Annotated in this window: 26 protein-coding genes and 5 pseudogenes; 8 read left to right on the top strand and 23 right to left on the bottom strand. The window is 55.7% G+C overall.

Features of this window, described 5'->3' with window-relative positions; genetic code table 11:
• Window positions 1–4: 4 nt before the first annotated feature.
• The 17 genes from H7A79_RS12155 to H7A79_RS12075 all read right to left on the bottom strand — a co-directional run bounded on the left by H7A79_RS12155 (window position 5) and on the right by H7A79_RS12075 (window position 12,201).
• Window positions 5–502 (bottom strand): nitroreductase family protein, encoded by a 498-nt coding sequence (locus H7A79_RS12155; protein WP_246407923.1) that lies wholly within the window; start codon window positions 500–502, stop codon window positions 5–7.
• A 73-nt stretch (window positions 503–575) separates the two neighbouring features.
• Window positions 576–1,013 (bottom strand): acyl-CoA thioesterase, encoded by a 438-nt coding sequence (locus H7A79_RS12150; RefSeq protein WP_135036045.1) that lies wholly within the window; start codon window positions 1,011–1,013, stop codon window positions 576–578.
• On the bottom strand, window positions 1,006–1,950 hold the full coding sequence (locus H7A79_RS12145; protein WP_187000389.1) for a lysophospholipid acyltransferase family protein: 945 nt from the start codon (window positions 1,948–1,950) through the stop codon (window positions 1,006–1,008). The genes H7A79_RS12150 and H7A79_RS12145 overlap by 8 nt, the downstream gene beginning before the upstream one ends.
• Before the next feature lie 397 nt (window positions 1,951–2,347).
• Complete coding sequence (locus tag H7A79_RS12140; RefSeq protein WP_187000388.1) at window positions 2,348–3,061, bottom strand: glycosyltransferase family 2 protein; 714 nt, start codon at window positions 3,059–3,061, stop codon at window positions 2,348–2,350.
• A gap of 320 nt (window positions 3,062–3,381) precedes the next feature.
• Window positions 3,382–5,097, bottom strand: coding sequence for an ApeI family dehydratase (locus tag H7A79_RS12135; RefSeq protein WP_187000387.1), 1,716 nt, complete (start codon window positions 5,095–5,097; stop codon window positions 3,382–3,384).
• Window positions 5,098–5,125: 28 nt separating this feature from the next.
• Entirely contained in the window at window positions 5,126–5,248 is a 123-nt protein-coding gene (locus tag H7A79_RS12130) for a hypothetical protein (protein WP_281384909.1), read from the bottom strand.
• A gap of 27 nt (window positions 5,249–5,275) precedes the next feature.
• The gene (locus H7A79_RS12125; protein ID WP_281384909.1) at window positions 5,276–5,398 is read right to left on the bottom strand and encodes a hypothetical protein; all 123 of its coding nucleotides are present in this window, start codon (window positions 5,396–5,398) and stop codon (window positions 5,276–5,278) included.
• 248 nt (window positions 5,399–5,646) lie between these two features.
• A complete protein-coding gene (locus tag H7A79_RS12120) occupies window positions 5,647–6,189 on the bottom strand; it encodes a COG4648 family protein (protein WP_187001714.1) in 543 nt (180 codons plus the stop codon).
• Between the two features lie 387 nt (window positions 6,190–6,576).
• Window positions 6,577–6,840, bottom strand: a complete 264-nt coding sequence (locus tag H7A79_RS12115) for an acyl carrier protein (RefSeq protein ID WP_187000386.1) — start codon at window positions 6,838–6,840, stop codon at window positions 6,577–6,579.
• Between the two features lie 11 nt (window positions 6,841–6,851).
• Window positions 6,852–7,109 carry a phosphopantetheine-binding protein gene (locus tag H7A79_RS12110; RefSeq protein ID WP_135036030.1) on the bottom strand — a complete coding sequence of 86 codons (258 nt, stop codon included), beginning with the start codon at window positions 7,107–7,109 and terminating at the stop codon, window positions 6,852–6,854.
• Entirely contained in the window at window positions 7,106–7,855 is a 750-nt protein-coding gene (locus H7A79_RS12105; protein ID WP_187000385.1) for a lysophospholipid acyltransferase family protein, read from the bottom strand. Before H7A79_RS12105 ends, H7A79_RS12110 begins: the two co-directional genes overlap by 4 nt.
• On the bottom strand, window positions 7,845–8,582 hold the full coding sequence (locus tag H7A79_RS12100) for a beta-ketoacyl synthase chain length factor (RefSeq protein ID WP_187000384.1): 738 nt from the start codon (window positions 8,580–8,582) through the stop codon (window positions 7,845–7,847). Before H7A79_RS12100 ends, H7A79_RS12105 begins: the two co-directional genes overlap by 11 nt.
• 467 nt (window positions 8,583–9,049) lie before the next feature.
• Window positions 9,050–9,466, bottom strand: a complete 417-nt coding sequence (gene dksA, locus H7A79_RS12095) for an RNA polymerase-binding protein DksA (RefSeq protein ID WP_135036021.1) — start codon at window positions 9,464–9,466, stop codon at window positions 9,050–9,052.
• Window positions 9,467–9,672: 206 nt separating this feature from the next.
• Complete coding sequence (locus H7A79_RS12090; protein WP_135036018.1) at window positions 9,673–10,230, bottom strand: YggT family protein; 558 nt, start codon at window positions 10,228–10,230, stop codon at window positions 9,673–9,675.
• A 2-nt stretch (window positions 10,231–10,232) separates the two neighbouring features.
• Window positions 10,233–11,030 carry a pyrroline-5-carboxylate reductase gene (proC, locus tag H7A79_RS12085; protein ID WP_187000383.1) on the bottom strand — a complete coding sequence of 266 codons (798 nt, stop codon included), beginning with the start codon at window positions 11,028–11,030 and terminating at the stop codon, window positions 10,233–10,235.
• Between the two features lie 99 nt (window positions 11,031–11,129).
• A complete protein-coding gene (locus H7A79_RS12080; RefSeq protein ID WP_187000382.1) occupies window positions 11,130–11,513 on the bottom strand; it encodes an RNA-binding protein in 384 nt (127 codons plus the stop codon).
• 1 nt (window position 11,514) lies between these two features.
• The gene (locus H7A79_RS12075) at window positions 11,515–12,201 is read right to left on the bottom strand and encodes a YggS family pyridoxal phosphate-dependent enzyme (RefSeq protein WP_135036009.1); all 687 of its coding nucleotides are present in this window, start codon (window positions 12,199–12,201) and stop codon (window positions 11,515–11,517) included.
• Window positions 12,202–12,357: 156 nt separating this feature from the next.
• On the opposite strand from H7A79_RS12075, the gene H7A79_RS12070 reads away from it, so the two are divergent.
• The 4 genes and pseudogenes from H7A79_RS12070 (at window position 12,358) to H7A79_RS12055 (ending at window position 16,803) form a co-directional block, all read left to right on the top strand.
• Window positions 12,358–13,398 (top strand): type IV pilus twitching motility protein PilT, encoded by a 1,041-nt coding sequence (locus H7A79_RS12070; RefSeq protein ID WP_135036006.1) that lies wholly within the window; start codon window positions 12,358–12,360, stop codon window positions 13,396–13,398.
• 91 nt (window positions 13,399–13,489) lie between these two features.
• Entirely contained in the window at window positions 13,490–14,719 is a 1,230-nt protein-coding gene (locus H7A79_RS12065) for a PilT/PilU family type 4a pilus ATPase (protein WP_187000381.1), read from the top strand.
• Window positions 14,720–15,449: 730 nt separating this feature from the next.
• Window positions 15,450–16,095 (top strand): annotated as a pseudogene (locus tag H7A79_RS12060) (IS1595 family transposase).
• A 57-nt stretch (window positions 16,096–16,152) separates the two neighbouring features.
• Window positions 16,153–16,803 carry an IS1595 family transposase gene (locus tag H7A79_RS12055; RefSeq protein ID WP_187000380.1) on the top strand — a complete coding sequence of 217 codons (651 nt, stop codon included), beginning with the start codon at window positions 16,153–16,155 and terminating at the stop codon, window positions 16,801–16,803.
• Between the two features lie 92 nt (window positions 16,804–16,895).
• Here the strand turns inward: H7A79_RS12055 and mnmE are convergent, their stop codons facing one another.
• The 5 genes and pseudogenes from mnmE to H7A79_RS12030 all read right to left on the bottom strand — a co-directional run bounded on the left by mnmE (window position 16,896) and on the right by H7A79_RS12030 (window position 20,108).
• The gene (gene mnmE / locus H7A79_RS12050) at window positions 16,896–18,263 is read right to left on the bottom strand and encodes a tRNA uridine-5-carboxymethylaminomethyl(34) synthesis GTPase MnmE (protein ID WP_187000379.1); all 1,368 of its coding nucleotides are present in this window, start codon (window positions 18,261–18,263) and stop codon (window positions 16,896–16,898) included.
• 388 nt (window positions 18,264–18,651) lie between these two features.
• Window positions 18,652–19,158, bottom strand: a pseudogene (locus H7A79_RS12045) (phage virion morphogenesis protein).
• Window positions 19,151–19,360 (bottom strand): hypothetical protein, encoded by a 210-nt coding sequence (locus H7A79_RS12040; RefSeq protein ID WP_187000117.1) that lies wholly within the window; start codon window positions 19,358–19,360, stop codon window positions 19,151–19,153. Before H7A79_RS12040 ends, H7A79_RS12045 begins: the two are co-directional and overlap by 8 nt.
• Before the next feature lie 2 nt (window positions 19,361–19,362).
• Window positions 19,363–19,752, bottom strand: a pseudogene (locus H7A79_RS12035) (phage head morphogenesis protein); the annotation flags it as partial.
• A 107-nt stretch (window positions 19,753–19,859) separates the two neighbouring features.
• Entirely contained in the window at window positions 19,860–20,108 is a 249-nt protein-coding gene (locus tag H7A79_RS12030) for a DUF935 domain-containing protein (protein ID WP_246408168.1), read from the bottom strand.
• On the opposite strand from H7A79_RS12030, the pseudogene H7A79_RS12025 reads away from it, so the two are divergent.
• Together H7A79_RS12025 and H7A79_RS12020 are read left to right on the top strand one after the other, a co-directional pair.
• A pseudogene (locus H7A79_RS12025) lies at window positions 20,094–20,477 on the top strand (DUF3164 family protein); the annotation flags it as partial. The gene H7A79_RS12030 and the pseudogene H7A79_RS12025 sit on opposite strands and share 15 nt — an antisense overlap.
• A 68-nt stretch (window positions 20,478–20,545) precedes the next feature.
• Window positions 20,546–21,197 (top strand): annotated as a pseudogene (locus H7A79_RS12020) (IS1595 family transposase).
• 56 nt (window positions 21,198–21,253) lie between these two features.
• Here the strand turns inward: H7A79_RS12020 and tsaA are convergent.
• Window positions 21,254–21,937, bottom strand: coding sequence for a tRNA (N6-threonylcarbamoyladenosine(37)-N6)-methyltransferase TrmO (gene tsaA / locus H7A79_RS12015; RefSeq protein ID WP_135037513.1), 684 nt, complete (start codon window positions 21,935–21,937; stop codon window positions 21,254–21,256).
• A gap of 356 nt (window positions 21,938–22,293) precedes the next feature.
• Here tsaA and H7A79_RS12010 point away from each other — a divergent pair, with 356 nt between their 5' ends.
• Both H7A79_RS12010 and waaC read left to right on the top strand, forming a co-directional pair.
• Window positions 22,294–22,929, top strand: a complete 636-nt coding sequence (locus H7A79_RS12010; protein ID WP_135037510.1) for a nicotinamidase — start codon at window positions 22,294–22,296, stop codon at window positions 22,927–22,929.
• A gap of 50 nt (window positions 22,930–22,979) precedes the next feature.
• Window positions 22,980–23,954 (top strand): lipopolysaccharide heptosyltransferase I, encoded by a 975-nt coding sequence (waaC, locus tag H7A79_RS12005; RefSeq protein WP_187000377.1) that lies wholly within the window; start codon window positions 22,980–22,982, stop codon window positions 23,952–23,954.
• Window positions 23,955–23,967 lie beyond the last annotated feature (13 nt).

Raw genomic sequence — 23,967 nt, 5'->3', positions numbered from 1 at the left:
GCTTTTATGTACCACGATGCGCATATCGTTTCGGGCACGTTGCGGGTAATCGGACGGAACAGGCCGTGCCGGCAATCAGTTTGCGCAACATACCCATCAGGCCGAAACAGCATGTGTAAACAAACGGCATCGGTTTGCCGTAGTAAGCCGCCGATTTTTTCAGACGGCCTGCCGTTTTTTCGGGCGGGCTGTTGCGGCCGATATTGCCCCGCTCGAACCCGGGCGCCGCCTGCGCCCTGGCACGGTATAATCCTGACGGGTAACAAACACCACCATCTGTTGTGCGGTGGTTGCGGCGCCCTGCCCCAAGCAGGCTTCGGCAAGCCTGCCCGGCACGGATGCGGCCGGTGATGCGGTAAAACCCGTAAAGCTGCATATTCGGGCTGCCGGGCGCAGGCTGCGCCAGCTTCAGGCATTCGCGCACTTTATCACTGTCTAGCGGCTTTTGCGCATCATCATGCTGCACGGAGCGGCGGTGGCGGAGCATTTCGGCGAGCGTCATGGTTATCCTTTCTGTCTGTTTTCCGGTTTGGGCAGAAACATTCTTCAAATCATGCCGCTGCCCGAATGCTGTTTCAGACGGCCTGAAAAGAAGGGTGGCGCTGCACGGCGGAGAGCCAGCTTGGCGGCGTTTGAAACTGCATTTCGCCGTTTTCGAGCGACACCGCCACTTGGGTAGTGGAGGCTTTGGTGAGCTTCGCGCCGCTTTCAATGTCGGAAATGGTGTAGTCGATGCGCAGGCAGCTTTCGATTTCCACCACCGCCGCTTCCACACGGATACGCTGGCCGAAGCGGGCAGGTTTCACGTATTTCAGGTTCAACTGCACCACCGGCCAGCTGTAGCCCTGCCGTCCCATTTCGCCATAGTCGTAACCGATGGCACCCAAGAGGGCGCAGCGCGCCACTTCGAGGTATTTCACATAATGGCCGTGCCACACGATATGCATCGCGTCCACATCGAAAAACGGCACTTCCAATTCTATATGGTGTCGGCAATAAATATGTTTAGCCATTGTCGGCATCGTTCCAAAAATCGTAAAAGTTAAACCATTGCAGCGGATTTTGCGCGCATTCCTGCGCCAAAACATCGGCAAAACACTGAGCGGCAGCGGCCACGGCGGCATGGCGCCCGCCGCGCTTCCAATCGGCTGCATCCAAAAAACGGCGCAGTTTCAAATGATAGCGTCCGTTTTGCCTGATGCAGAACAGCGTGTTTACGCAGGTTTTCAACAGGCCGGCCAACAGCCATGCGCCCTGCGGCATATCGGCGCGGTGCCCCAGAAACGACACCGGCACGGTTTTTCCGCCGCGCACCGGCACGCGGTCGGCGGCAACCGCCAGCCATTCGCCCGCATCGATGCGGCGGTGCAGCTCCATCATCAGCGCCGCGTCCAAATCGGTTACCTGTATTATCTGAATACGGTCGGCACCGGCTTTTTGCAACGCTGCGTTAAAGGCTTCGGCATGGCGGCTGTGTGCCAACACGTTGAGCTTGAAGCCCTGATGGTGCGAAACCAGCGCGCGGCACACTTCCGCATTGCCCAAATGCGAGCAGACGAAAATCTGCCCGCGCAGGCTGCGCCCCTTCACCTGCGCATATAGGTTGTCCGGGTCGTCCACCACCAAATCTTCGTAGCGGATTTTGCGCTGCCACACGGCGAAGCGGTCGCACACCGCCTGCCCGAACGCCGCAAACTGTTTGAACACGGGCCAACGCTTCGGCAGGGCGGCATCGGGAAAGGCCGTCTGAAGCCTGGCCTGATAACGCGCGATATTGCGCCGCTGCCGGGGTGATGTGGCGTAAAAATACAGCACCACCAACCCGATGCACGGCGCCATCAGCCACGCGGGCAGACAGCGCACCATCAGCGTGGTGATGCCCAAAAACAAACGGTTGCCGCGTTCGTTTTGCGCCGCCCAGTGTTCCGTATCGGAAATCGGTTTATTCATGGTTTTCAGACGGCCTCACCGTTTACCCTTGCACACGCGGTCATTCCCGCGCTTGACGCGTGCGTGCCTTCGGCACACACCCTGCCATCACTCCCCCGCCTGCGCGGCAGTGCCCGCAAACAAGCGCTTGACGCTCCCGTGTCGCGCCGTATTACCCCGCGTTTGAAAAACAGTTTGCTCATGGTTTTTATCATTTTCAGACGGCCTCACCGTTTGCCCTTGCACACGCGGTCATTCCCGCGCTTGACGCGTGCGTGCCTTCGGCACACACCCTGCCATCACTCCCCCGCCTGCGCGGCAGTGCCCGCAAACAAGCACTTGACGCGCCCGTGTCGCGCCGTATTACCCCGCGTTTGAAAAACAGTTTGCTCATGGTCTTTATCATTTTCAGACGGCCTCACCGTTTGCCCTGCAAACGCCGCCACACCATGCCGCAAAACAGGCGGGCGTGCATTTTGCTGATTAACACATTATCGCCGAGCGCGTGAAAATGCGACACCCCGCCTTCGGCATAGCGCACCGGCGTTTTCACCCACACCGGCTTCACGCCGCGCCAATAAAGGCGGATTAAGATTTCGGTGTCGAAATCCATGCGGTTGCCCACGCGCTCTTCGCGCACCACCGCCAGCGCGGCCTCAAGCGGATAAATGCGGAAACCGCACATGCCGTCTTTGATATCGGTTGACCAAGTATGCACCCTATTCCAAAAATCGGTGATTTTCCGCCCGTAGAGCCGCGCTTTGGGGGCATCGGCGCCGTATTGCGGCCGGCCGCACACCACCGCTTGCGGATTTTGCGCGGCGGCGGCCAGCAGCCCGGCGGTGTCGTCCAAATCATGCTGGCCGTCTGCATCCACCTGCAAAACATGGGTGTAGCCGTGTTTTTCTGCATAAAAAAAACCGTCTTTCACCGCCGCCCCTTTGCCGCCGTTGGCCGCACGGTACCGCACCGCCACACCCTGCCCCGCCAGCCGCGCCAACACCGGCCGGCACGCTGCATCCGAGCCGTCGTCCACCACCAGCACGTCCAACCCGAAAGCGCGCACGGCTTCGGCCACCCTGCCGACCGTGGCGGAGTGGTTGTAGTGGGGGATGAGGGCCAGAGTTTTCATAATTTATTGGTCGGTTCCGCAACAACGCTTGTCTGAAAATGAAATGATAAGATACAGATCAGGCTTTTGCGGCCGTCTGAAACAGCACCGCTTGCCCTTTTCCCCTTAAGGGACGGGAAGGTTTGTAGAGCATTCATATTGTTCAGACGGCCTAAAGCACGCCCGATACTGCCTGCAATAAATTACCGCTGCTTTACCCCCCGAGCGCCGAAAAGGCTTGCCAGCCATTGAAAACAGCATCAAAACAGCTGCCGTTTTATCCTTCCGCAAGGGGTGTGTTACCGTTTGGCAGGCCGCAGGCATCACTCCGCCATCCGTTTTCAGACGGCCTCAAACGTTCCAAACACCAGCCGCCCCGATGCACACACGGCTTGTGGGTTTTCCAGCCTGAATTCGAGCCTGCTTTTAGCGGCATCGTAAGCCAGGCCGATCCGCACCCCATCGCCGGGGCGCACAAACTGGCGGTATTTCAGGTTTTCCACCCGCACGATGCTGCGCCGCCCCCAATCGAAACGCGCGGCCAAATCGCGCACCCATTGCAGCTCGACCACGCCGGGCACCAGCGGAAATCCGGCGAAGTGGCCGCCGAAATACACCAAATCCAGCGGCACACGCCCTTCAAAACATGCTTTTTCGGGGCTTTCAGACGGCATCTGCCGCCATTTGGGCGCGGTTTGCGCCTGTGTGAAGGCCGTCTGAAAATCAGCGGCGGTGATTTTCGACTGCGCATTGCGCGGCAATTCGGCGGCAAAGCGCCAATGGCGCGGCAGCACGGCGGCATCCTGCGTGGCGGCCAGATGGGTTTTCAGCGCAGCGGCCACCTGCGCCCTGCCCTTGCTGCGCAACGCTTCGATACCGGCCGCGCTCAAGGCTGCCCACACCGCCGCGCGCCGGTGTTGCGGGTGCGGCGCGCAAAAAGCATCGGCAACCCATTTGTGGGCGAGCAATTCGTGTTCGATTTGGTTGGGCGACACCCGTTTGTCTTCAAATTTGATGATGCGGTCGCGGCGCCCCAGCAGCACAAACCCTGCTTCCTGCGGCTCGATTAAATCGGCGGTTTGGAAACGCCCGGCCGTCCACGGCGATTCTGCCCACAAGGCGCCTTCATGGTTTTCGCCAACGGCAACGGCGGCAAACGGCTGCCATTCGCGCTTAAAGCGGCGCGAGGCAATCACGCCGGTTTCGGTGCTGCCGTAGATTTCAAACGGGCGCACGGCATACTGCTCCAGCAACGCCGCCGCCGCTTCGGGCAGCTCGCTGCCTGCCGACACAATGCCGGCCGCCTTTGTGCGCAACGCCCCGATGCCGTGTGCGCCGTTCAAGCGGCTCAAAACGGCGGGGCTGGTAATCCACAGCGTTTTTTCATAAGCGGCAGCAGCGGCCAGCAGGGTTTCGGGATACACATTTTGCGGGCGGTCGAGCGTTAAGCCCATCGTGAGCGGCAGTGCGAAACGGAATGTGAAGCCATACATATGCTGCGGGCTGACGCTGCCGATAACGGTGGGGTTTGCGTGCGCAAGCGGCAAGGCTTCTGCCACAGCCGCCGCTTCTGCTTCCATTTGCGCAGCGGTTTTTACCACTATCTGCGCCTCTCCGCCCGATCCGGAAGTTTTCAGGCAGGCTTGCGCCTGCGCGGAAATCTGCCAACGGGCGGGCATTTCGGCTTCAGACAGCACCGCTTGCGCTAAAGCGCGGATGTCGCAAACTTGGGTTTCCAAGCCGTCTGAAAACGCTTTTTCGTGCGGCGCATCGGTCAGCCAGATATCCGCCGTGCCGCCCCAGGCCGCATTTTCGCGCGCCAGGTTCGGCGGCAGCAGCACCCGCGCCCCCGCGTGCCATGCCGCCAGCACGGCGCAGGCAAACCAGGCGGCATCTTCAAACCACAATGCAGCGGTTTGCACACGCTGCGCTTTCAGACGGCCGGAGAGCCGGAACACGGTGCAATTAAAATCGGCACGGCTCCATGCGGGGTTGTCTGCAACCAGATCGGCCGGCGGCAGCGCGGGATTGAGAATTTCGGTGAGCGGGTAAATCATGGTTGGGGTTTCCGTTGGCGGCAGTATTTCAGACGGCCTGAGAGCCGGAACACGCGCGGTTAAAACCGGCACGGCTCCATGCGGGGTTGTCTGCAACCAGATCGGCCGGCGGCAGCGCGGGGTTGGGTATTTCGGTGAGCGGGTAAATCATGTTGGGGTTTCCGTTGGCGGCAGTATTTCAGACGGCCTGAGAGCCGGAACACGCGCGGTTAAAACCGGCACGGCTCCATGCGGGGTTGTCTGCAACCAGATCGGCCGGCGGCAGCGCGGGGTTGGGTATTTCGGTGAGCGGGTAAATCATGGTCGGGGTTTCCGTTGGCGGCAGCGGTGTTTCAGACGGCCTGCAGTGTTGGGAAAAATCGGGTTGTATTTGCGCTTTTCCGGCAAGCAGCTTTTATTTTCTGCCGGAAACAATGGTTTTTCGGTTTTGGATATGCTCAAAAAAACATAGGGCTCGGCCGTGCCCTCCGGCATTTTCGGCACTCTTTATCCCCGCAGGGGTTGTCGGGCAAAAATAAGAAGTGTAAACAATCGGGATTTTTTACACCGCTAGATTTTCAACACGGCTTTGCGGTACACCCATTCTCCGGCAAACAGTGCGCCCATCAGAATATAGGAAACCGCGCCGGTGTATAGCGCCCACCAGCCGTGTCGGCCTGAGAGTACCAGCAGGGCGGCGGCGGCGGCGTTAAACACAAAAAAACCGCACCAGATTTGCGTTACGCGGCGGGTATGGCGCACCCCTTCGGGCGGCAGGTCTGGGTGTTGCAGGCGGGCCAAACGCTCAACCAGCGTTTGCCGCGCAAACAGGCTGGAACCGAACAGGCCGAGCATCAGCAGCGAAACGGCAACGGGATACCAATACATCCAACCGGGCTGCCGCAGCAGCATCACAGCGGCGAAAAATGCCGCCGCCAGCAGCGATACCGCGCGGCCGGTGCCGCCTCCTTTGCTCACGGCGGCGCGCATCAGCCACAAGCCGCACATGCCGCCAGCCAGCCAGAAAAACATACCGCGCCCGTGGCCGAAATACCACAAAAGCGGGTAAACCGCACCAACGGCTGCGGGGGCAATCCGGCTCAGTTTGTTCATTTCAGACGGCCTCTCTGCCGGGCTTTGCCGTGCGCAATCCATTGCATAGTGAATCTGCTTTCTTGCTGTTGCGGCGTTGCTGCACCCGGGTGTAAAGAAAACGGGGTTGACCGGCACTCTGCAGCAACGGTGCCGCTTTCTCACTGCTTGTACTGCGCCAGCCTTGTGCCAGAAAGGGGAAAGGGTTCGCCACGGGACCCCAATTATGTGCCCGAGCACGGCACGATACTGCCTGCTTTCAGACGGCCTAAACCTGAAACGGGGCGGGTTTGCCTTTCAGATACGGGCGTTGCGGTGCGCCAAGCCGGCGCATTGAAACAGCACGCGTGCTCCGCAAGCCGTTGTCCGGCAGCTTGGCCGTCTGAACGCAGGCGGACGGGCTGCGGTTTAAGGCTGCTCTGCCTCTGCGGCGGCATCGGTGCGGAGCACGGCCTGCACCACGTCTTCTACTGTGCGCACGCTGCGGAAATCTTCGGCTTTCAGCTTGCGGCCGGTTTCGCGCTTGATGTGGTCGATTAAATCAATGGCATCAATGCTGTCGATTTCCAAGTCTTCATAAAGATTGGTGTCGGGTTCGATACGCTCGGGCTCGATTTCAAACAAATGCACAAGGGCGTTGGTGAGAATGGTGCGGATTTCCTGCTCAGTCATGGTCGGCTCCTTTATGCCCGGCGGCTGCGGATAAAACCGGCCAGGGTTTGAACGCTGGCAAAATGTTCGCGCAGGTTGTCTCTTTCGGCATCAAGCTGCAGGCCGAAGGTTTTCTGCACCGCCAGGCCGAGCTCCAACGCGTCTACCGAATCCAGCCCGAGGCCGTCATCGCCAAACAGCGGCGCATCGGTTTCGATTTCTGCCGCGGTGATGTCTTCCAAACCGAGGCTTTCGATAATCATTTGTTTGATTTGGGTTTCGAGGTTCATGTTGTTTCCCGTGTGAAATAGTCCTGCAAATAAGCGTTCAACCGCCGCGCGGCAATCGGCAGCGGCTTTTCGGCCAGCCATACCTGCGGGTCGATATCATCGCCTACAGTGATGTCGTAATGGACAGTATGCGGTGGAATTTTATACCACGGCTGACCCTTTTTAAAATTGGGCGGGTTCATTTTGATGCACACCGGAGTGATCACCCGGGCGCTGCGCAACCCTATCGACACGGCTCCGCGGTGCAGTTTGATTTTCCCGTCCCAGCCGGTGCGCGTGCCTTCCGGGAAAACCAGCAGGCTTTGGCCGCTTTTCAACACAGCATCTGCTTCTTCCATCATTTCCAGCGATTCATCGTTGGGTATGTAGCCCGATGCAATAATCTGGTTTCTCATCAAAGGGTGGTCGATTAAATCTTTTTTCACGATGCAGTTGGTTTCGGGCACGCGCCCCACCAATATCACCACATCGAGCAGCGACGGGTGGTTGGCCAATATCAACTGCCCCGGCCTGCCGAGCTTTTCTGCGCCGTTGAACTGGATGCGCAGCACCCGCGAACATTCCAAATAACCCGCAAACCATCTCCATACCCTGCTGATTATCCGCCGTGCCTGCTTTTGCTGCTTTGGGCTGCGGCGGCTTTTACGGGTGTAGGGCAGCAGCACGGCCTGAAACATCAGGCCGAACAGGCCGAAGAGTATAAAACCGGCAAGGGTGGCCGAAAACCTCACACATTTATCCGCCATTTCTGCACCACAACCAGCTTTGCCGGGGATAATTGCGCTGCTGCCTTGCCGTACCCGAAAGCATAAAGCGTATCCAGTCGAGCGCGCCCCAATAAGGGTCTTGCGGGGCATCGGCCGCATCTTGGCAGACCAGCCGGTAATCCCCGCCCGGGGCCAACACCATGGCCAGCGCATAGGGAAACGGCGCACGCTCGGCGGCCACAGGGTAACCGGCCGACAGCGGGTCATCTGCCGCAATCAGCAAAACGGCCGGCACACCTTCTGCCAGCAGCGCGCAACACTCGGCCAGGGCGTTTTCAAAGCCGCCGCTGCCCAAGGCCAGCGCGGTATGCTCGCGCATATCTGAGCGCAACACCGACCATAGGCCGGGCAGCGCGTTGTGAACCGATAATCCGAATGAAGTCGGCGACACGGTTTTATCGCGCCACAGCTGCAACCATAGTTCAAAGCTGCGGTTGATTTCGCCGTCGTGGGAGGCATAAACCAACGGCGCATCGGGAAAACGCTCCGCCAAATCCCAGCCCGCCTCGCACATCAGCCTGGCCGGGAAATTCAAACGGCGGCGGCCGGCAGCAGGCAAAAAAGCGGCGCCGGGGCGGTAATCCGGCAGATCGGCCGCAATCTGCGGGCAATGCGCCCACTGCCGCCATTGCGCTTCTTGCGCCATTTTGCTGCTCAATGCCCGCCAGGCAGCGATATTGAAAGAAAAATGAACATAACCGGCCATATTGAAACATCGTTTTGCACAATAACAATGCATATTCTAACCGACAACGGGCTGCCAATTCTGCAAAATATCAGGCCGTCTGAAATATAGCAGCAGCGGCCTGCCGGCGCCGCCCGTTTGGTCGGATAACGGCGCGGGCACAAAGCCTGAGCCTTTGCAACATTCAAAACATCACAAAAAGTTTATTTGCCGTTACCGGCTCCGCCAATCCACGCAGGAGGGAAGCCGCTCGTTCGGTATCCCGGCGTTTGCCGCCTGAATATTTGTTTCAGCGGCATTTCAATATTTTCAGCCCGGATGCCCGCCGGCGGGGAATGGCGGTGTTCCGTTTTTCAGACGGCCTGAAAGGGTTCTGCAAAGCCCGCGCCGTGCGCCTGCCGGCAGCGGCAGATATGGAAAAACACCTTGCAGCCGGTATTGCTGCAAGGTGTTGCTTTCAGACGGCCTCAAACCTCGGGCGGGGCGGGTCAGTCGGCAAACTGTTTTTTCATCTGCTCGCGCCGCTCCTGCGCTTCTACCGACAGGGTGGCGGTGGGGCGGGCCAGCAGCCGTTTGAGGCCGATGGGTTCGCCGGTGTCTTGACAGAATCCGTAGTCGCCTTCATCGATGCTGCGGATGGAGGCCTGGATTTTGCCCAGCAGTTTGCGCTCGCGGTCGCGGGTGCGCAATTCGAGCGCGTATTCTTCTTCCTGCGTGGCGCGGTCGGCGGGGTCGGGAGCGGATTCGTGCTCTTGCAGATGGCCGGTGGTGGTGTTGGCATTTTCGATAAGCTCGTCTTGCAGTTTCACCAGCAATTCGCGGAAAAATGCCAATTGGCCGGCATTCATGTAATCTTCTTCGGGGCCGTTCCAGTTGAGGATATCTTGTTCGGTTAGTTTGGTCATGATGGTTCTTTCTTTCCCGGTTGTTTGAATGGCTTCGGCGGTTAAAGCCGTCCGTTGCGGCTTATTATTGGTTTTTCGGAAAATAGGCCTGCCCAGATTAGGCGCGCATCATAGCACGGTTTTGCGGTTATGCCGCGCTTTCGCCCTCCGCCGTGCGGCTGCTTGGTTTTCAGACGGCCTGTTTCGGCAGCTAACTTTTTGATAAATCAGTTCAACAGCCACAAATTCAGCTTGGCCGTCAGCTGTGGCAGGATTGCACTGAGCCAAAACCACAGCATCAGCGCCAATATGCTGCCCGAAAAATCGTAGTGCCTGAATCTTAAAAAGACAAACGGCCGCGCCAATGGTTCAAAAATCCGGTGCAAAGATGCCTGTAAAGAAGCGTATGGGTTTTTAAAGCTCAATACCATTCTGAGCACCAGCCCCAGCAGCAGCACATAAGCGGCGGCTTTCAGAATGCCCAATACGGCGAAAAACAGGTTGGCGGCGATGATTTTGGTGCTGAAGCCGCCCGGCAGCACAATCAGGGCGGCCAGGGTGTAGGCTGCATAATAAAGCAGCACGGCGGCCAGCAGGCAGGCGCTGTCCCACCGCCCCAGCGGCGGGGCGGCTTTGCGCAGCGGCTTCACCAGCCAATCGGTGGTTTGCGTGCAGAATTGCGCCAGCGGGTGGCTGTAGTCGAGCCTTGCCCATTGCAGCAGACCGCGCGCCAAACATACTATCGCCAGGCCGTCTGCCGATAAAATCAATATTTGCGCAATCATGTTCAGACGGCCTTGAATTGTTGTGCGATTTCCCGGGAACGCGCCGCGCAGGCTTCAACGCCGGCGGCAACGGCTTCGGGGAGCCGGTGCGCGTTGAAGGCTTCGATGGCGGCAGCGGTGGTGCCGCCTTTCGAGGTAACGTTTTGCTGCAAGATACTGAAATCTTCTCCGCTTAATTCGGCAAGTGCCGCTGCGCCTTTGAAGGTGGCCAGGCTGAGGCGGCGGGCGGTTGCTTCGTCAAAGCCCTGCTGCACGGCGGCTGTTTGCAGAGCGTTCATCAGGTAGAACACATAAGCCGGGCCGCTGCCGCTGACGGCAGTGATGGCATGCATCTGCGCTTCGCTTGGCAGCCACACCGTTTCGCCCACTGCCGCCATCACGTTTTGGGCAAGGCGTTTGTCGGCTTCGCCGGCACCTTCGCCGGCAAACATACCCGAAACGCCCAAACCGACCCCGGCCGGCGTGTTGGGCATCACCCGCACAATGCGGCGGGTGCCGCCCAGACAGCGGCTTAAGGTATTGATGCCCAAACCGGCGGCCACCGACAACACCAGCGCGCCGTTGGTTTGCACATCTGCGCAGGCAGCCTGCATATCCTGCGGTTTGACCGCCAGCACCAACACGTCTTCTGCATTGAGGGCCGGCAGTTTTTCCGACACCCGCACGCCCAATTCACGCGCCAAACGTTCGCGTTTTTCAATACTGCAGTCGGCGATGCAGACGCGATAGCCGTCCTGCTTCACCAAACCGCCCGCAATGGCTTCGGCCATATTGCCGCCGCCGAGAAAATAAATATCCATACAATAAGGTTCTTTCACTTTATCAAATGGTTTTGCGCGGGTTTGAGGCCGTCTGAAAACCGCCGCTGCCAAATGTTAAAAAGGCTTTCAGACGGCCGGTTACCACCGGGTGTCTTCAGAGAGCGATGTCCGGTATAACCCTTGTTTTTCCAAACAGTCAAAACCTTCCTGCCCGAATGTTTCCAACAGGGGCTTGCGGGTGCGCCAGTCCAGCCCGCAGGCTTCAAATTTATCAATCTTTTTATAAAAATAGGCATTGCGGGCGGCATCGTAAGCATTGGCATCAATGGCCCGGCTCCCGTTTTCAAGCGGGGTGGCATAGTCATCGATAGAGGGATATGGTTCACCCTTAATCTTCCAAAAATCGATGGCGGCCGGTTTTTGAGGCCGGCACCAGCCGGACAGAGAATCACACCCATACCACCCCATCAGCTTGCAGCTCCCAGCCGCCAGACACAGCAACACCATCACACCGCGTTTCATTTCAACCCCTGCTTCCGAAAACCGCGCTGCCCACGCGCACATGGGTGGCGCCGCACGCCACGGCAATATCCATATCGGCCGACATGCCCATCGACAACACATCGGCGCGAACGCCCGCTGCATTCAAACCGGCCAGCAGTTGCTGCATTTTGCCGAACTGCTGCCGCAATGCCGCTTCGCTGCCGCCCTCGCCGGCCACACACATCAAGCCGCGCACAGTTAAATTCGGCAGCTTCGCCGTTTCGCAGGCCAACGCCACGGCTTCTTCGGGCGCCACGCCGTGTTTGGTCGGTCCGGCGGCAATGTTCACTTCGATGCACACCTGCAAAGGCGGCATTTCAGACGGCCTTTGCGCGCTGAGCCGCTGCGCGGTTTTCAGACGGCTTATGGTGTGCACCCAATGGGCGCGCTCGGCCACATATTTGGTTTTGTTCGACTGCACATCGCCGATGATGTGCCACACGATGCCGGGCAAATCGGCCAATTGCCCGGTTTTTTCATACCATTCCTGAATATAGTTTTCACCGAAATCGCGGCAGCCGGCGGCATACACTTCGCGAATATCGCCGGCGGGAAAGGTTTTGCCCACTGCAATCAGCTGCACACTGCCCGCAGGGCGGTGTGCGGCGGCTTCGGCGCGGCCGATTCGGGCCAGCACATTGCGGTAATTTTGTTGCAGGCTTGTCATGATTCTTTCCGTTTTTGGCACGTTAGCAAAAATAATTAAAATTTTACTTGGTTTAACATGAGTTATCTATTTAAAATAATGCACCGAAACAACCCGCCGCCGAAACCGGCAGCGGCCGTCTGAAAAATTTTAACTGAAAACGCAAGGCTACACATTATGCAGATTACCGACCTACTCGCTTTCGGCGTGAAAAACAAAGCGTCCGACCTCCACTTAAGCTCCGAGCTGCCGCCGATGATACGCGTGCACGGCGATGTGCGCCGCATCAACCTGCCCGAAATGGGCAGCGAAGAAGTGGGCAATATGGTTACTTCGGTGATGAACGACTACCAGCGCAAAGTGTACCAGCAAAACCTTGAGGTGGATTTTTCGTTTGAGCTGCCCAATGTGGCGCGCTTCCGTGTCAACGCATTCATGACCAACCGCGGCCCTGCGGCGGTGTTCCGCACCATTCCCAGCCATGTGCTCACGCTCGAAGACCTCAAAGCCCCGCGCATCTTTCAAAAAATTTCCGACAACCCGCGCGGCCTGGTGCTGGTTACCGGCCCCACCGGCTCGGGCAAATCCACCACGCTGGCGGCCATGATCAATTACATCAACGACACCCAGCCCGCCCACATCCTCACCATCGAAGACCCGATCGAGTTTGTGCACCAAAGCAAAAAGGCGCTCATCAACCAGCGCGAACTGCACCAGCACACCCACAGCTTTGCCAATGCGCTGCGCTCGGCACTGCGCGAAGACCCCGATGTGATTCTGGTGGGCGAGATGCGCGACCCGGAAACCATCGGCCTGGCACTCACCGCCGCCGAAACCGGCCACCTGGTGTTCGGCACCCTGCACACCACCGGAGCGGCCAAAACGGTGGACCGTATTGTCGATGTGTTCCCCGCCGGCGAAAAAGAAATGGTGCGCTCGATGCTGTCGGAATCGTTGCGCGCGGTGATTTCGCAAACGCTGCTGAAAACCCGTGACGGCAACGGCCGCGTGGCGGCGCATGAAATTCTGGTGTCGACCGCCGCCGTGCGCAACCTGATCCGCGAAAACAAAATCGCCCAAATCAACTCGGCGCTGCAAACCGGCCAGGCACACGGTATGCAAACGCTCGACCAAGCCCTGCAAAACCTCGTGCGCCAGGGCGTTATCAGCCCCGAAGTGGCGCGCAGCAAGGCGCAAAGTGCCGATCTGATTGTTTGATTGATTTGATTCTTTTCAGACGGCCGAATCCCCCACACGGCCATCAGGCCGTCTGAAACAACCGATACCGAAAAATCTCAGGGAAAACACCATGAGCGAATCCAACCAACTGCACAACCTGCTTTCCGAAATGGTGCAGGCTTATTCACAGAAAAACCAACCGCCCCATATCCCCACACCCGCCGAAATCGGCACCCGGCTGCACCCCCTGCTCGAACGTATGTGTTCTGAAGCTGAACAGCGCGGCGCATCCGATATTTTTATCAGCGCGGGCTTTCCGCCTTCGATGAAAGTAAACGGCACACTCACACCGATGCCGCACAAGGCGCTCACCGGCTCGGATACGGCCGCCATCACCCAATCGACCATGAACGATGAGCAGCTCGAAGCCTTCAACCGCGATCTGGAATTAAACTATTCGGTGCAGTCGCGCAGCAACACCCGCTACCGCGTCAATGCCTATCACGAGCAGGGCCGCCCCGGCATGGTGCTGCGCCGCATCAACCCGCACATTCCCAGCATAGACGAGCTCTCGCTGCCGCCGAAACTCAAAGAGCTTGCCCTCACTGCGCGCGGCCTGCTGATTCTTGCCGGCCCCACCGGCTCTGGCAAATCCACCTCAATGGCCGCCATGATTGATCACCGCAACCAAAAAGTGCCCGGCCACATCATCACTATCGAAGACCCCATTGAATATCTCTACCAACCACGCCGCTGCATCATCACCCAACGCGAAGTCGGCATCGATACGTCCGATTGGAAGCTGGCCGTGCAGAGTGCCATGCGCCAGGCGCCCGATGTAATCTGTATCGGTGAAGTGCGCAGCGAAGCCAGCATGGAATACGCCCTGCAGCTTGCCCAAACCGGCCACCTGTGTGTGTTTACCCTGCACGCCAACAATGCCGCACAAGCCATCGAGCGCATCATCAACTTCTACCCCGAAGAACGCCAACCGCAAGTGTTGATGGATTTGGCGCTGAACCTCACCGCCATCATCGGCCAGCGTTTGGTGATTAAAAAAGGCCGCGGCCTGCGCACCGCCGTTATCGACCTGCTGCTCAACAACCCCGCCATGCAGGATTTGATTTTCAAAGGAGAATTAATGGGCATCAAAGATTTGATGACGCGCTCGCTCGGAGAAGGCATGCAGACTTTCGACCAACACCTGTTCGAACTCTACACCACAGACCAAATCGAATACAGCGAAGCTCTGCGCCAGGCCGACTCTGCCAACGACCTGCGCCTGCGCATCCAACTGCACGAAGAAGGCAACGACCCCGAACGCCTCTACGACCGCATCAGCGATTTAAACCTGATGTAACACAGGCCGGCACCCTTGCCGCATCCGGAGCGCTAGAGCTTCTGTTTCCCTTGCGCCATACCCGCCCCAACCGGATATGGCGCAAATTTTTTAGATCCCGGTATGGGTTTGGGCAAACCCTGAGAGTGCACTATAGTGAAGCCCCCTTCATTTTTGAGACTACGGCAGCAAAGCGCAGTAACAGAAATAAAGGGAGGCCGCCCTATCCCCGCCGCGCCGTCTGAAAATACCATATAGCCAACCCGGTTTAAAATACGGGGCACCCGCAAACAATACAAACCGTGCGGCCGGGTAAGCCAATGCCGTAACCGTTTTATTTTAAATAACTGTTTTAAAAAAGTATCAGCTGCCACAACATAATGCAACGCCGGTGCGCCGGCTCCAAAAGAGCGTTTTTGATATGCCGGTTAAGCCGCAGAACCGCCCATACCACATCCTACCGTTCCCGGCTGCGCCGCCTTATTCCGCGCCACAGTGTTTTGCCGTATCTGCCATTCAACCACCCCGTAAACATTTCAGACGGCCTCAAGCCATGCCGGCACGAATCCCGCCTATTGCCTTGATTCCCCTCCAAACCGGGTCTGGCGCGGGCACAGCCGCCCATGAAAACCAACGCAAAGCGGCACGCTGCAAACCATACCGGCCGCACAGCCGGGCAGGCTGATGCGCTGCCGTTATTTGTTAAAGCAGAGGCTCTAAACTGGCAGAATAGCTCTGTTAGCCTGGAAAAATGAAATATAACAACAAGTTAAGTGACCATCAGCTCAAAAAATTATCAAGCATTTTTGTGTCGGTATAGAAGCCTCAAAACCGCTTTGCCGACAGGCTTCAACCGCAATACCATCAACCACCGGTATCGCATTTTCAGACACGAAATATACTGCTGCCAAAGCGGGCAAAAAGACCTGTTATACGGCAGCATAGAGGTTGATGAAAGCTATTTGTAGCGCGGTTTCCATGGCAAGTCAAAGCGTGGCAGAGGAACGCTTAAACAACCCGTCTTTGGTATTTTCGAAAGAGACGGCAGGGTTTATACCGAAATCGTTTCTGATTGTAAAAAGCAAACACTTCAAACTGTTATATTGGGAAAGGTCTCTCTGGAGGGTGTTGTTTATTCTGATAGCCGGCGCGGTTACAGCGGCCTGGTTGGTGCGGGCTACTCTAAACATTTGCGCGTTAATCACGGACAAAATGAGTTTGCGGATGGTACCGGGCGCATCAATGGTATTGAAAGCTTCCGGAGTTTTACCAAACGAAGGCCCGCCAAATTCAACGGCGTAACCAAAAACTTTGATTTGCACCTGAAGGAATGCGGATGGCGATGGAACCGAAACTCTGATGAACTGAGTCACCAACTTTGGGGGCTTTTAAAGTAAATTTAGGGGCTGTACTAGATAACTAGGGAAATTTAACTTCAGGTTAGAATAATCCCTATGAGAAAAAGTCGTTTAAGTCAGTACAAGCAAAACAAACTGATTGAACTATTTGTTGCAGGTGTTACCGCTCGCACAGCGGCGCAATTAGTTAGCGTCAATAAAAATACCGCTGCCTATTACTTCCACCGTTTGCACTTACTTATCTATCACAACAGCCCGCATCTGGAAATGCTTGATGGTGAAGTAGAAGTTGATGAAAGCTATTTTGGCGGACAACGCAAAGGCAAACGTGGTCGCGGTGCGGCTGGCAAAGTGGCTGTATTCGGGCTTTTGAAGCGTAATGGTAAGGTTTACACCGTTGCCGTACCCAATACACAAACTGCGACTTTATTGCCAATTATCCGCGAGCAAGTGAAGCCTGACAGCATTGTTTATACCGATTGTTACAAAAGTTATGACGTTCTTGATGTGAGCGAATTTTCACATTTTCGGATCAATCACAGCACACATTTTGCTGAGCGACAAAATCACATTAACGGAATTGAGAACTTTTGGAACCAAGCAAAACGCCATTTACGCAAGTTTAACGGCATTCCCAAAGAGCATTTTGAACTGTATTTGAAAGAGTGTGAATGGCGTTTTAACAACAGTGAGATAAAATTTCAAATTTCTATTTTAAAACAATTAGTAAAGCAGGATTTGTTCTAGTTATCTAGGACAGCCCCTAAATTTATATAAAGCTGCTAGCCTAGAGCCAAGCAGATTTTCCCCATCACACAAAATATTCCGCAAACTGCCGCCTACTTCCCGATACAGAATCTCGAAAAAATCACCCCCAACAAATCATCGGCAGTAAACTCACCGGTGATTTCACCGCACGCCGCCTGCGCCAAGCGCAGGTGTTCGGCCAACAACTCAATTTGGCCGCTGCCGCACAACGCCGCGTTTTCCAACTCGGCTTCCACTTCGTGCAGTGCGGCCAAATGGCGGCGGCGGGCGAGAAACAGCCCTTCATCTCCGCCCTGCCAGCCGATTTTATCAAGCAACGCCTGCTTGAGCAGATTCAGACCCTCGCCGGTTTTGGCCGAAAGTTTGATTAAAGTATCAGCACCGCCGGCAAATTTCAGGCCGTCTGAAACCGTTTCGGCAGCTTCGCCGGACAAATCGATTTTGTTGCGGATTTCGATTTTTTTCAGCAACGGCGGCAGGCCGTTCAAAATCGCTTGGGTTTTGGCGTTGATGCCCTCGGCAGGATCGATCAGAATCAGCGCCACATCGGCTTCGCCCACAGCCTTCCGACTACGCTCGATGCCGATTTGCTCCACCACATCATCAGTGTCGCGCAAACCGGCGGTGTCGGTGATATGCACGGGCACACCATCGAGCGTAATCTGCTCGCGCACCGCATCGCGGGTAGTGCCGGCAATATCAGTAACAATCGCCACCTCATCTCCCGCCAGCGCATTGAGCAGGCTTGACTTGCCCACATTGGGCGCACCCACCAGCACCACACTCATGCCTTCGCGCAGAATCGCACCCTGCTCGGCACTCTGCAAAACAGTTTTCAGACGGCCCTGCAGTTGCGCCAGCCTGCCGCGCACATCTGCAGCCTCAAGAAAATCAACCTCTTCTTCGGGAAAATCCAGCGTAGCTTCTACCAGCATTCTGAGCGTAATCAAATCATCGGTCAGCACACGAATATGTTGCGAAAACGCCCCCTTGAGCGAACGCACCGCCATACGTGCGGCCGACCGGCTGGAAGCATCGATCAAATCGGCCACACTCTCGGCCTGCGCCAAATCAAGTTTGTTATTGAGAAACGCACGTTTGGTAAATTCACCCGGCTCGGCCAGGCGCACACCCAACTGCAAACAGCGCGACAACAGCACCTGCATCACCACCGGCCCGCCATGCCCCTGCAACTCGAGCACGTCTTCACCGGTGAAACTTGCCGGCGCGGCAAAATACAGCATCAGGCCGCTATCAATAGCTTGGCCGTTTTCATCAACAAAATCAGTATAAAGCACAGTGCGCGGCACAGGCGTCTTACCACCGCTGATGCACCGCGCCAACGGCAGCAGATTGCTGCCCGACAATCGGATCACACCCACCCCTCCGCGCCCCGGCGCGGTAGCGATAGCGGCAATGGCAGCACCAGTGGCAGACATAAAATACCCCGTTAAACAAATGTAGTGATTATAGCAAAAGCAGTGTATCGGAGTATCAACACTGTTTGTGTATTCTTTCGGCAAGAACTAAGCCATGCCCTACAAAAGCACCTGTTCTACTCCGCCACGACAACTATTTCAAACGGGGCAAATACGGCATAAAACGGCTAGTCAAAATCAAAAAGATCATTGGGAAACACTCAAAAAAAACAAGCCAAACACTGCACTACAACAAAGCCCATCTCGGAGAAATAGCGCATTTTTATATCAATAGCAAATGAGCTAAATGGGATTCAGCCAGATGGTGGTGGATGCTGTGGGATGGCGGATTTGAAATGTTGTTTCACGGTGTGAAACAAAACAAACGGGCAGATTGCCCATTTTATTTTTAAAGGCCGCTTTTGAGGGAGCTTTTGAGGGATTCGATGGCGGTGTCGATGAGTTTCTTTTCGGCGCTGGGTTGGAAGTTGGCCCGCTCCATTGATGGGTAAGCAGGGGTGTGCCGGAATGTTTACAGATTTTACTTTACGGAATCCTCCACCTGCAGCGGAAAAACTCAATATGGTTTCTTTTCGGCTTCGATTTTACCGCCGAAGTAGTGGATGGCGGCATATTTTTTATTACTGCCGATACGGGCAAAGCCGTTTCCGATCTGGGTGCTGATGCCGGCGGCGATCCGGCCGGATAATTGCAGGGTTTTGCCGCCGTTGTCGGCAACGCGCCGGCTTCTCTTCCATTTTTGCCCACCCCAGCCCTCACTTTCGAAGTTGTCTTCCGTGAGTGAGACCATTTCGGTAGCGATGGCACGCATCACGGGGCGGGTGTCGGTGGCGTTTTTCAACAGTTGGCTGAGACCGTGTTCGAGTTGACTGGCATCTAAGCTGATTTCAAGCATCTAAATCCACCAGTTTATAATTAAAAAATGCGGCGAGTTTCCGCATCATATCCAATGCTTGAAAATCGTCAATGATGACGTTGATTTCCCCGAAGTCCAACACTATGGTGTTGTCGTCTTTTAAATTTCTTCCCACATCCACACTGTCTTCAATAGTGTAGGCTGCCCGATAAATATCCCGGCTTAAGTCCAACTCTGCCATCTTTACCCTTTCAGTAAATCCAACACCCAAGCCAGCACGGCTTTGGGTAGGCTGTTTTTAAAACGTTTGTCTGCCGCCAGCTCTTTCATGGCGGTGCGGGCGATGTCGGGGTGGACGGCCCGGGCTTTTTCGGCGGCCACCCGCGCCATGCGGCTGAGCATGGCTTTGCCCTGATTGGCATTGAAGCCGGCGTTGGGTGCCACAAAGGTGCCGTTGATGCGGATGCCGGTGCGTTGGGCATAGCGCTCTTCGCCGGTGTATTCGTTGGTGCGGATATCGACCGTTATCGTTTCCAATTTGGGGCTGGGCAGCACTTTGGCCGCACCGCGCGCTTCGGAGAGCGGTTTGACGCGGCAGCGGCAACGGTAATCCAGCGGCGGATAGAGAGTATCATCAAACATATCCTACCAGTCCCACGATACCAGACGGCCTTTCTGTTTCAGATAGGCCACGGCGGCTTCGGGCTGCATGCCGAACACGGCTTTGATGTCTTCGGGGTTCATTTGCCCATCTCCTGAGCCGCTTCAATCCTGCCGACCAGGCCCGATAAAAATATCAGCCTGGCCAGCTCGTTTTGCAGGGCTGTGTCGTCCATCTCGGGATAAACGGCGCTCAGACGGTCGAGCAGGTTGTCGGCGGTTTCGCCTTTTTTCAGTTCGGCCACCGGCGCATCGATCAAGGCGCGGCCTTGCACATTCAGACGGCCAGCATCGGGGGGAACCGGCAAGCCCTCGGCAAATTCGGGCATATCGGCCTGCTCAGCTTCGATGGTGCGTACCGTGTACAGCTGTCCATGCAGGACACTTTGGTGTCTGACGAAGGTCTGCTGACCACCAAAGCTCTGATTGACGAGTGCCTCAACGAGTGGGTGGAAGGCAGCCACGCCGAGCTGAAAACGCTGATTAACGCCGCCTTCCAAGTGGACAAAGAGGGCAATATCTCCATCGCCTGCGTGCTCGGCCTGCGCCTGCAAATCGGCGATGAAAAGTGGCGGCGGACAATGACGGCTTTGAGCGACAGCCTGCAGGTGCATATCAGCAAACCGTTTGTGCGGGTGTACCGCCGCGATGAGGCAGGCGATTACCAGTTAATGAATTTGGATGTGGCGAAGGTGTGAATAGTCATGGAGAAATGGGCAAAATTATTGGGGCTGTACTAGATTAGCAGTTATGTTACCCTCAAAATATGAAGATAACACACCGCAAATTAAAGAAAAAACACAGAAAGAACTGCTGCGTTTTTTGTGCTGGAAGCAACTGCCCGTTCCGCTGCCGATACTTTGGACATCCATCCCAATTCGGCGACATTGTTCTACCGCAAAATCCGTCAGGTCATCAGCCATCATTTGACATTGGAGGCAGACGAGGTTTTCGATGGCCCGGTTAAGTTGGACGAAAGCTGTTTCGACAGACGGCGCAAAGGACGGCGCAGACGCAGGGCGGTAGGAAAGGTAGTGGTTTTCGGTATTATGAAACGGAACGACAAAGTCTATACGGTGGTTGCAAACAATGCCGAATCAGACACCTTGATGCCTGTAATCAAACAGAAAATCATGCCGGACAGTATTGTTTATACAGACAGCCTGAGCAGCTACGAGACGCTGAATGTCAGCGGTTTTATCCATCACCGTATCAACCATTCCAAAGCGTTTGCCGACCGTCAGAACCACATCAACGGTATTGAGAATTTTTGGAATCAGGCCAAGCGCGTGCTACGCAAATACAACGGAATCGGCCGAAAGTCTTTTCCCCTATTCTTGAAAGAATGCGGGTTTCGTTTTAACTTTGGCACACCAAGTGAGCAGTTGAAAATCTTGCGGGATTGGTGTGGTATTTAGGGCTAATCTACTTCAGCCCCTTATTTTTTCAGACGGTCTGATCAGTTTATTGTGATTTATGTTTCTCTGAGTGTTTCTACCGCCAGAACCAAAGCACTGCTGCCCTTGATTTGAAACTTTACACAGTAGGCGGCAATATCCATCACATATACCCGTTTTGGAATATCTTGGTAGGCGGGTCGCGGGTCTTGGGCGATGCTTTGTCCGATTAAATCGCGGTCGGCTTGGGTGAGCTGCCCGACTCTGCAGCGGGGATGCCAGTTTACGGACAATTCTTCGGGCTTGGCGGCAGCGAAACCGCCTGCGGCATCGGGTTTGGCTTCTACAAACGGAATATAGGGTTTGATGTCGATAACGGGTGTGCCGTCAAGCAGGTCGGCACCGCTGCAATACAGGCGCACTGGGCGGGTGGTTTCGATACGCTCGAGTTTCAGCAGCGATAGGCCGAGATGGTTGGGGCGGTGTGGGCTGCGGGTGGCAAATACGCCCATTTTTTGTTTGCCGCGCAAGCGCGGCGGGCGTACCAGCGGCGACCAGCCTTCGGTTAAAACATCGTGAAAAATAAAACTGATCCACACATAATCGAAGTTTTCCAAGCCGCGTACACTGTCGGCAGGGAACGATGGGGCAAGCTCGATGCATACTTCGGCAGCGGGTACGAGACCGGGCTGGCGGGCAATGCCGAATTTTTGCTTGTAGGGGGAATGCGCAGTGGCAATGGGGGTAATGGTATGGTGCATGGCCGTCTGAAAGCCGTTGGTAAAGGCGCATGATAACACTGGAGTAAAGGGCATTTAAACCAGGATACTGATGTGGATTTGAAGACAGTAAGCGTATTGTGAGCCTGCTTAATTTGCAGAGGCGCTGCCATACCGCAGTGCCTTTGCCGAAGAATCTGCCATCTGCGGCTTTCCCGATATCGAAAATGTGGGCTCAGAGAAGTGCAGTACCAGCTAAATTGCTTCGGTAGTTTACAGAATTGTTTTTGAGCCCAAAAAACGATCGATGCCGCATCGGTTTCACTTGAATCTGTTGCGTTATCGGTTTCAGACGGCCTTTGTTATAATGGTGGCTGCTGAAAACCGAGAGCCTGTTTATGATAGTGTCGATAGACGTTGATGCCCAGAAAACCTTTTCACCATTATGCCCAAACGAACTGCCGGTGGTTGAGGGCGATACGATAGTGGCGGAACTGAATGCGCAGGCTGCGCTGGCAGATTTGCGTGTGATGACTAAAGATGCGCACAGCCCGGCGGCGAAATGGTTGGTGGCGGATGCTGCCGATATGCTCAAACCCACCGGCCTGCCCGAAGCCGATGTTACTTGGGTTTCCCACGCGATTGTAGGCAGCAGGGGCTATGAACTGTTAGACGGCCTGCCATCAGCCAAAGAATACGATTATTGTGTATGGAAAGGCGTTGATCCCGAATTTCACCCCTACGGAGCCTGTTTTCACGATATCGGCGAAAAGCTCAGCACAGGGCTGCTCGAATGGTTGCACAGCAAAGGGGCGGAAATCATTATCGTGGGCGGCTTGGCCACAGATTATTGTGTGAAAACAACGGTTTTACAGCTTCTAAAGGGAGGCGGCTGGAAAGTGGTCGTGAATGCGGCAGCATGCCGGGGCATTGCTCCCGAAACTGTGGAAACGGCATGGAACGAAATGATAGATGCCGGGGCATTGGTGCTGGAAAACGCCAACGCTGTTTCAGATTATATTAAAAATCAATAGTTTGTATATGTTTCACGTGAAACACGGCGACTGTTGACGGGATTGCTGAGATGAAGGTGCTGCTGGTAAGGCTTTCGAGTATGGGTGACTTAATCCACACGCTGCCGGCCGTGAGCGATTTATCACGCGCACACCCTGATGTGGAACTGCATTGGTTGAGCGAAGCGGGTTTTGCCGACATTGCCCGTCTGCATCCGTTTGTGAAAGAAGTGCACGAGATGCGCTGGCGGCAATGGCGCAAACAATTGGGCCAGGCAGAAACATGGCGTGAAATAGGCCGTCTGAAAAGTATTTTGCAGCGACAGCAATTTGATTTTGTGTTAGACGGTCAAGGGTTGATGAAGAGTGCGTTGTTTGCAAAAACGGCCAATGCGCCCGCCAAAGGCTTGGATTTCAACAGTGCGCGAGAACGCTGGGCGGCTCTAATTTATAACCAAACTTATGCAGTGCCCAAAGGCAGGAATGCCGTTTGGCGCAACCGTAATTTGTTTGCGCAGGCGTTTGGTTATGAAATACCTGCCGAACAGCGTTTCGGGTTGAGTGTACCGCCGGAGGGCCGTCTGAAAGATTTGCCTGAACATTATTATGTTGCCTTGCATGCCACCAGCCGCGACAGCAAACTATGGCCGCAAAATCATTGGCTTGATTTATTGCAAAAACTGCATGACGGCGGTGGCAGCTCCATTTACCTGCCGTGGGGTAATGAAACAGAAAAACTGCGGGCGGAAAATATTGCAGCCATATTGCCGTTTGCCCGAGTGTGCAACAGGCTGAATCTGTTGCAGGCTGCTTTCTTGCTTGATAATGCTGCCGGTGTGATTGGCGTGGATACCGGCTTGCTGCACCTTGCCAATGCACTGGATACACCTGTGGTCGGTATCTATACCGATAGCGACCCGGCCAAAACCGGCGTACAGGTTTCGCCGTGGGCGGTGAACCTCGGCAATGTAGCGAAAATTCCTGATGTGGAAGAAGTGCATCAAAGCTTATTGTCCTGCATACGGGCAAAAGCCGAGGCCGTCTGAAGATAAAAGTAGA

It is taken from the genome of Neisseria musculi (assembly GCF_014297595.2).
Classification (GTDB): Bacteria; Pseudomonadota; Gammaproteobacteria; order Burkholderiales; family Neisseriaceae; genus Neisseria; species Neisseria musculi.
The sequence above is the reverse complement of the archived record's forward strand: the minus strand, read 5'-3'. Positions and strand labels throughout refer to the sequence as shown.

Excerpts from the sequence above, each read along its gene's own strand:
- H7A79_RS12030 (WP_246408168.1), bottom strand. The coding sequence starts at position 20,108 with ATGCCCGAATTTGCCGAGGGCTTGCCGGTTCCCCCCGATGCTGGCCGT.
- mnmE (WP_187000379.1), bottom strand. The coding sequence starts at position 18,263 with ATGTCTGCCACTGGTGCTGCCATTGCCGCTATCGCTACCGCGCCGGGG.
- H7A79_RS12080 (WP_187000382.1), bottom strand. The coding sequence starts at position 11,513 with ATGAAACGCGGTGTGATGGTGTTGCTGTGTCTGGCGGCTGGGAGCTGC.
- H7A79_RS12130 (WP_281384909.1), bottom strand. The coding sequence starts at position 5,248 with ATGATTTACCCGCTCACCGAAATACCCAACCCCGCGCTGCCGCCGGCC.
- H7A79_RS12140 (WP_187000388.1), bottom strand. The coding sequence starts at position 3,061 with ATGAAAACTCTGGCCCTCATCCCCCACTACAACCACTCCGCCACGGTC.
- H7A79_RS12145 (WP_187000389.1), bottom strand. The coding sequence starts at position 1,950 with ATGAATAAACCGATTTCCGATACGGAACACTGGGCGGCGCAAAACGAA.
- proC (WP_187000383.1), bottom strand. The coding sequence starts at position 11,030 with ATGGATATTTATTTTCTCGGCGGCGGCAATATGGCCGAAGCCATTGCG.
- H7A79_RS12090 (WP_135036018.1), bottom strand. The coding sequence starts at position 10,230 with ATGATTGCGCAAATATTGATTTTATCGGCAGACGGCCTGGCGATAGTA.
- H7A79_RS12135 (WP_187000387.1), bottom strand. The coding sequence starts at position 5,097 with ATGATTTACCCGCTCACCGAAATTCTCAATCCCGCGCTGCCGCCGGCC.
- dksA (WP_135036021.1), bottom strand. The coding sequence starts at position 9,466 with ATGACCAAACTAACCGAACAAGATATCCTCAACTGGAACGGCCCCGAA.
- H7A79_RS12125 (WP_281384909.1), bottom strand. The coding sequence starts at position 5,398 with ATGATTTACCCGCTCACCGAAATACCCAACCCCGCGCTGCCGCCGGCC.
- H7A79_RS12150 (WP_135036045.1), bottom strand. The coding sequence starts at position 1,013 with ATGGCTAAACATATTTATTGCCGACACCATATAGAATTGGAAGTGCCG.
- tsaA (WP_135037513.1), bottom strand. The coding sequence starts at position 21,937 with ATGCACCATACCATTACCCCCATTGCCACTGCGCATTCCCCCTACAAG.
- H7A79_RS12055 (WP_187000380.1), top strand. The coding sequence starts at position 16,153 with ATGAGAAAAAGTCGTTTAAGTCAGTACAAGCAAAACAAACTGATTGAA.
- H7A79_RS12115 (WP_187000386.1), bottom strand. The coding sequence starts at position 6,840 with ATGACTGAGCAGGAAATCCGCACCATTCTCACCAACGCCCTTGTGCAT.
- H7A79_RS12040 (WP_187000117.1), bottom strand. The coding sequence starts at position 19,360 with ATGGCAGAGTTGGACTTAAGCCGGGATATTTATCGGGCAGCCTACACT.
- H7A79_RS12070 (WP_135036006.1), top strand. The coding sequence starts at position 12,358 with ATGCAGATTACCGACCTACTCGCTTTCGGCGTGAAAAACAAAGCGTCC.
- H7A79_RS12065 (WP_187000381.1), top strand. The coding sequence starts at position 13,490 with ATGAGCGAATCCAACCAACTGCACAACCTGCTTTCCGAAATGGTGCAG.
- H7A79_RS12010 (WP_135037510.1), top strand. The coding sequence starts at position 22,294 with ATGATAGTGTCGATAGACGTTGATGCCCAGAAAACCTTTTCACCATTA.
- H7A79_RS12120 (WP_187001714.1), bottom strand. The coding sequence starts at position 6,189 with ATGAACAAACTGAGCCGGATTGCCCCCGCAGCCGTTGGTGCGGTTTAC.
- waaC (WP_187000377.1), top strand. The coding sequence starts at position 22,980 with ATGAAGGTGCTGCTGGTAAGGCTTTCGAGTATGGGTGACTTAATCCAC.
- H7A79_RS12075 (WP_135036009.1), bottom strand. The coding sequence starts at position 12,201 with ATGACAAGCCTGCAACAAAATTACCGCAATGTGCTGGCCCGAATCGGC.
- H7A79_RS12110 (WP_135036030.1), bottom strand. The coding sequence starts at position 7,109 with ATGAACCTCGAAACCCAAATCAAACAAATGATTATCGAAAGCCTCGGT.
- H7A79_RS12155 (WP_246407923.1), bottom strand. The coding sequence starts at position 502 with ATGACGCTCGCCGAAATGCTCCGCCACCGCCGCTCCGTGCAGCATGAT.
- H7A79_RS12100 (WP_187000384.1), bottom strand. The coding sequence starts at position 8,582 with ATGGCCGGTTATGTTCATTTTTCTTTCAATATCGCTGCCTGGCGGGCA.
- H7A79_RS12105 (WP_187000385.1), bottom strand. The coding sequence starts at position 7,855 with ATGGCGGATAAATGTGTGAGGTTTTCGGCCACCCTTGCCGGTTTTATA.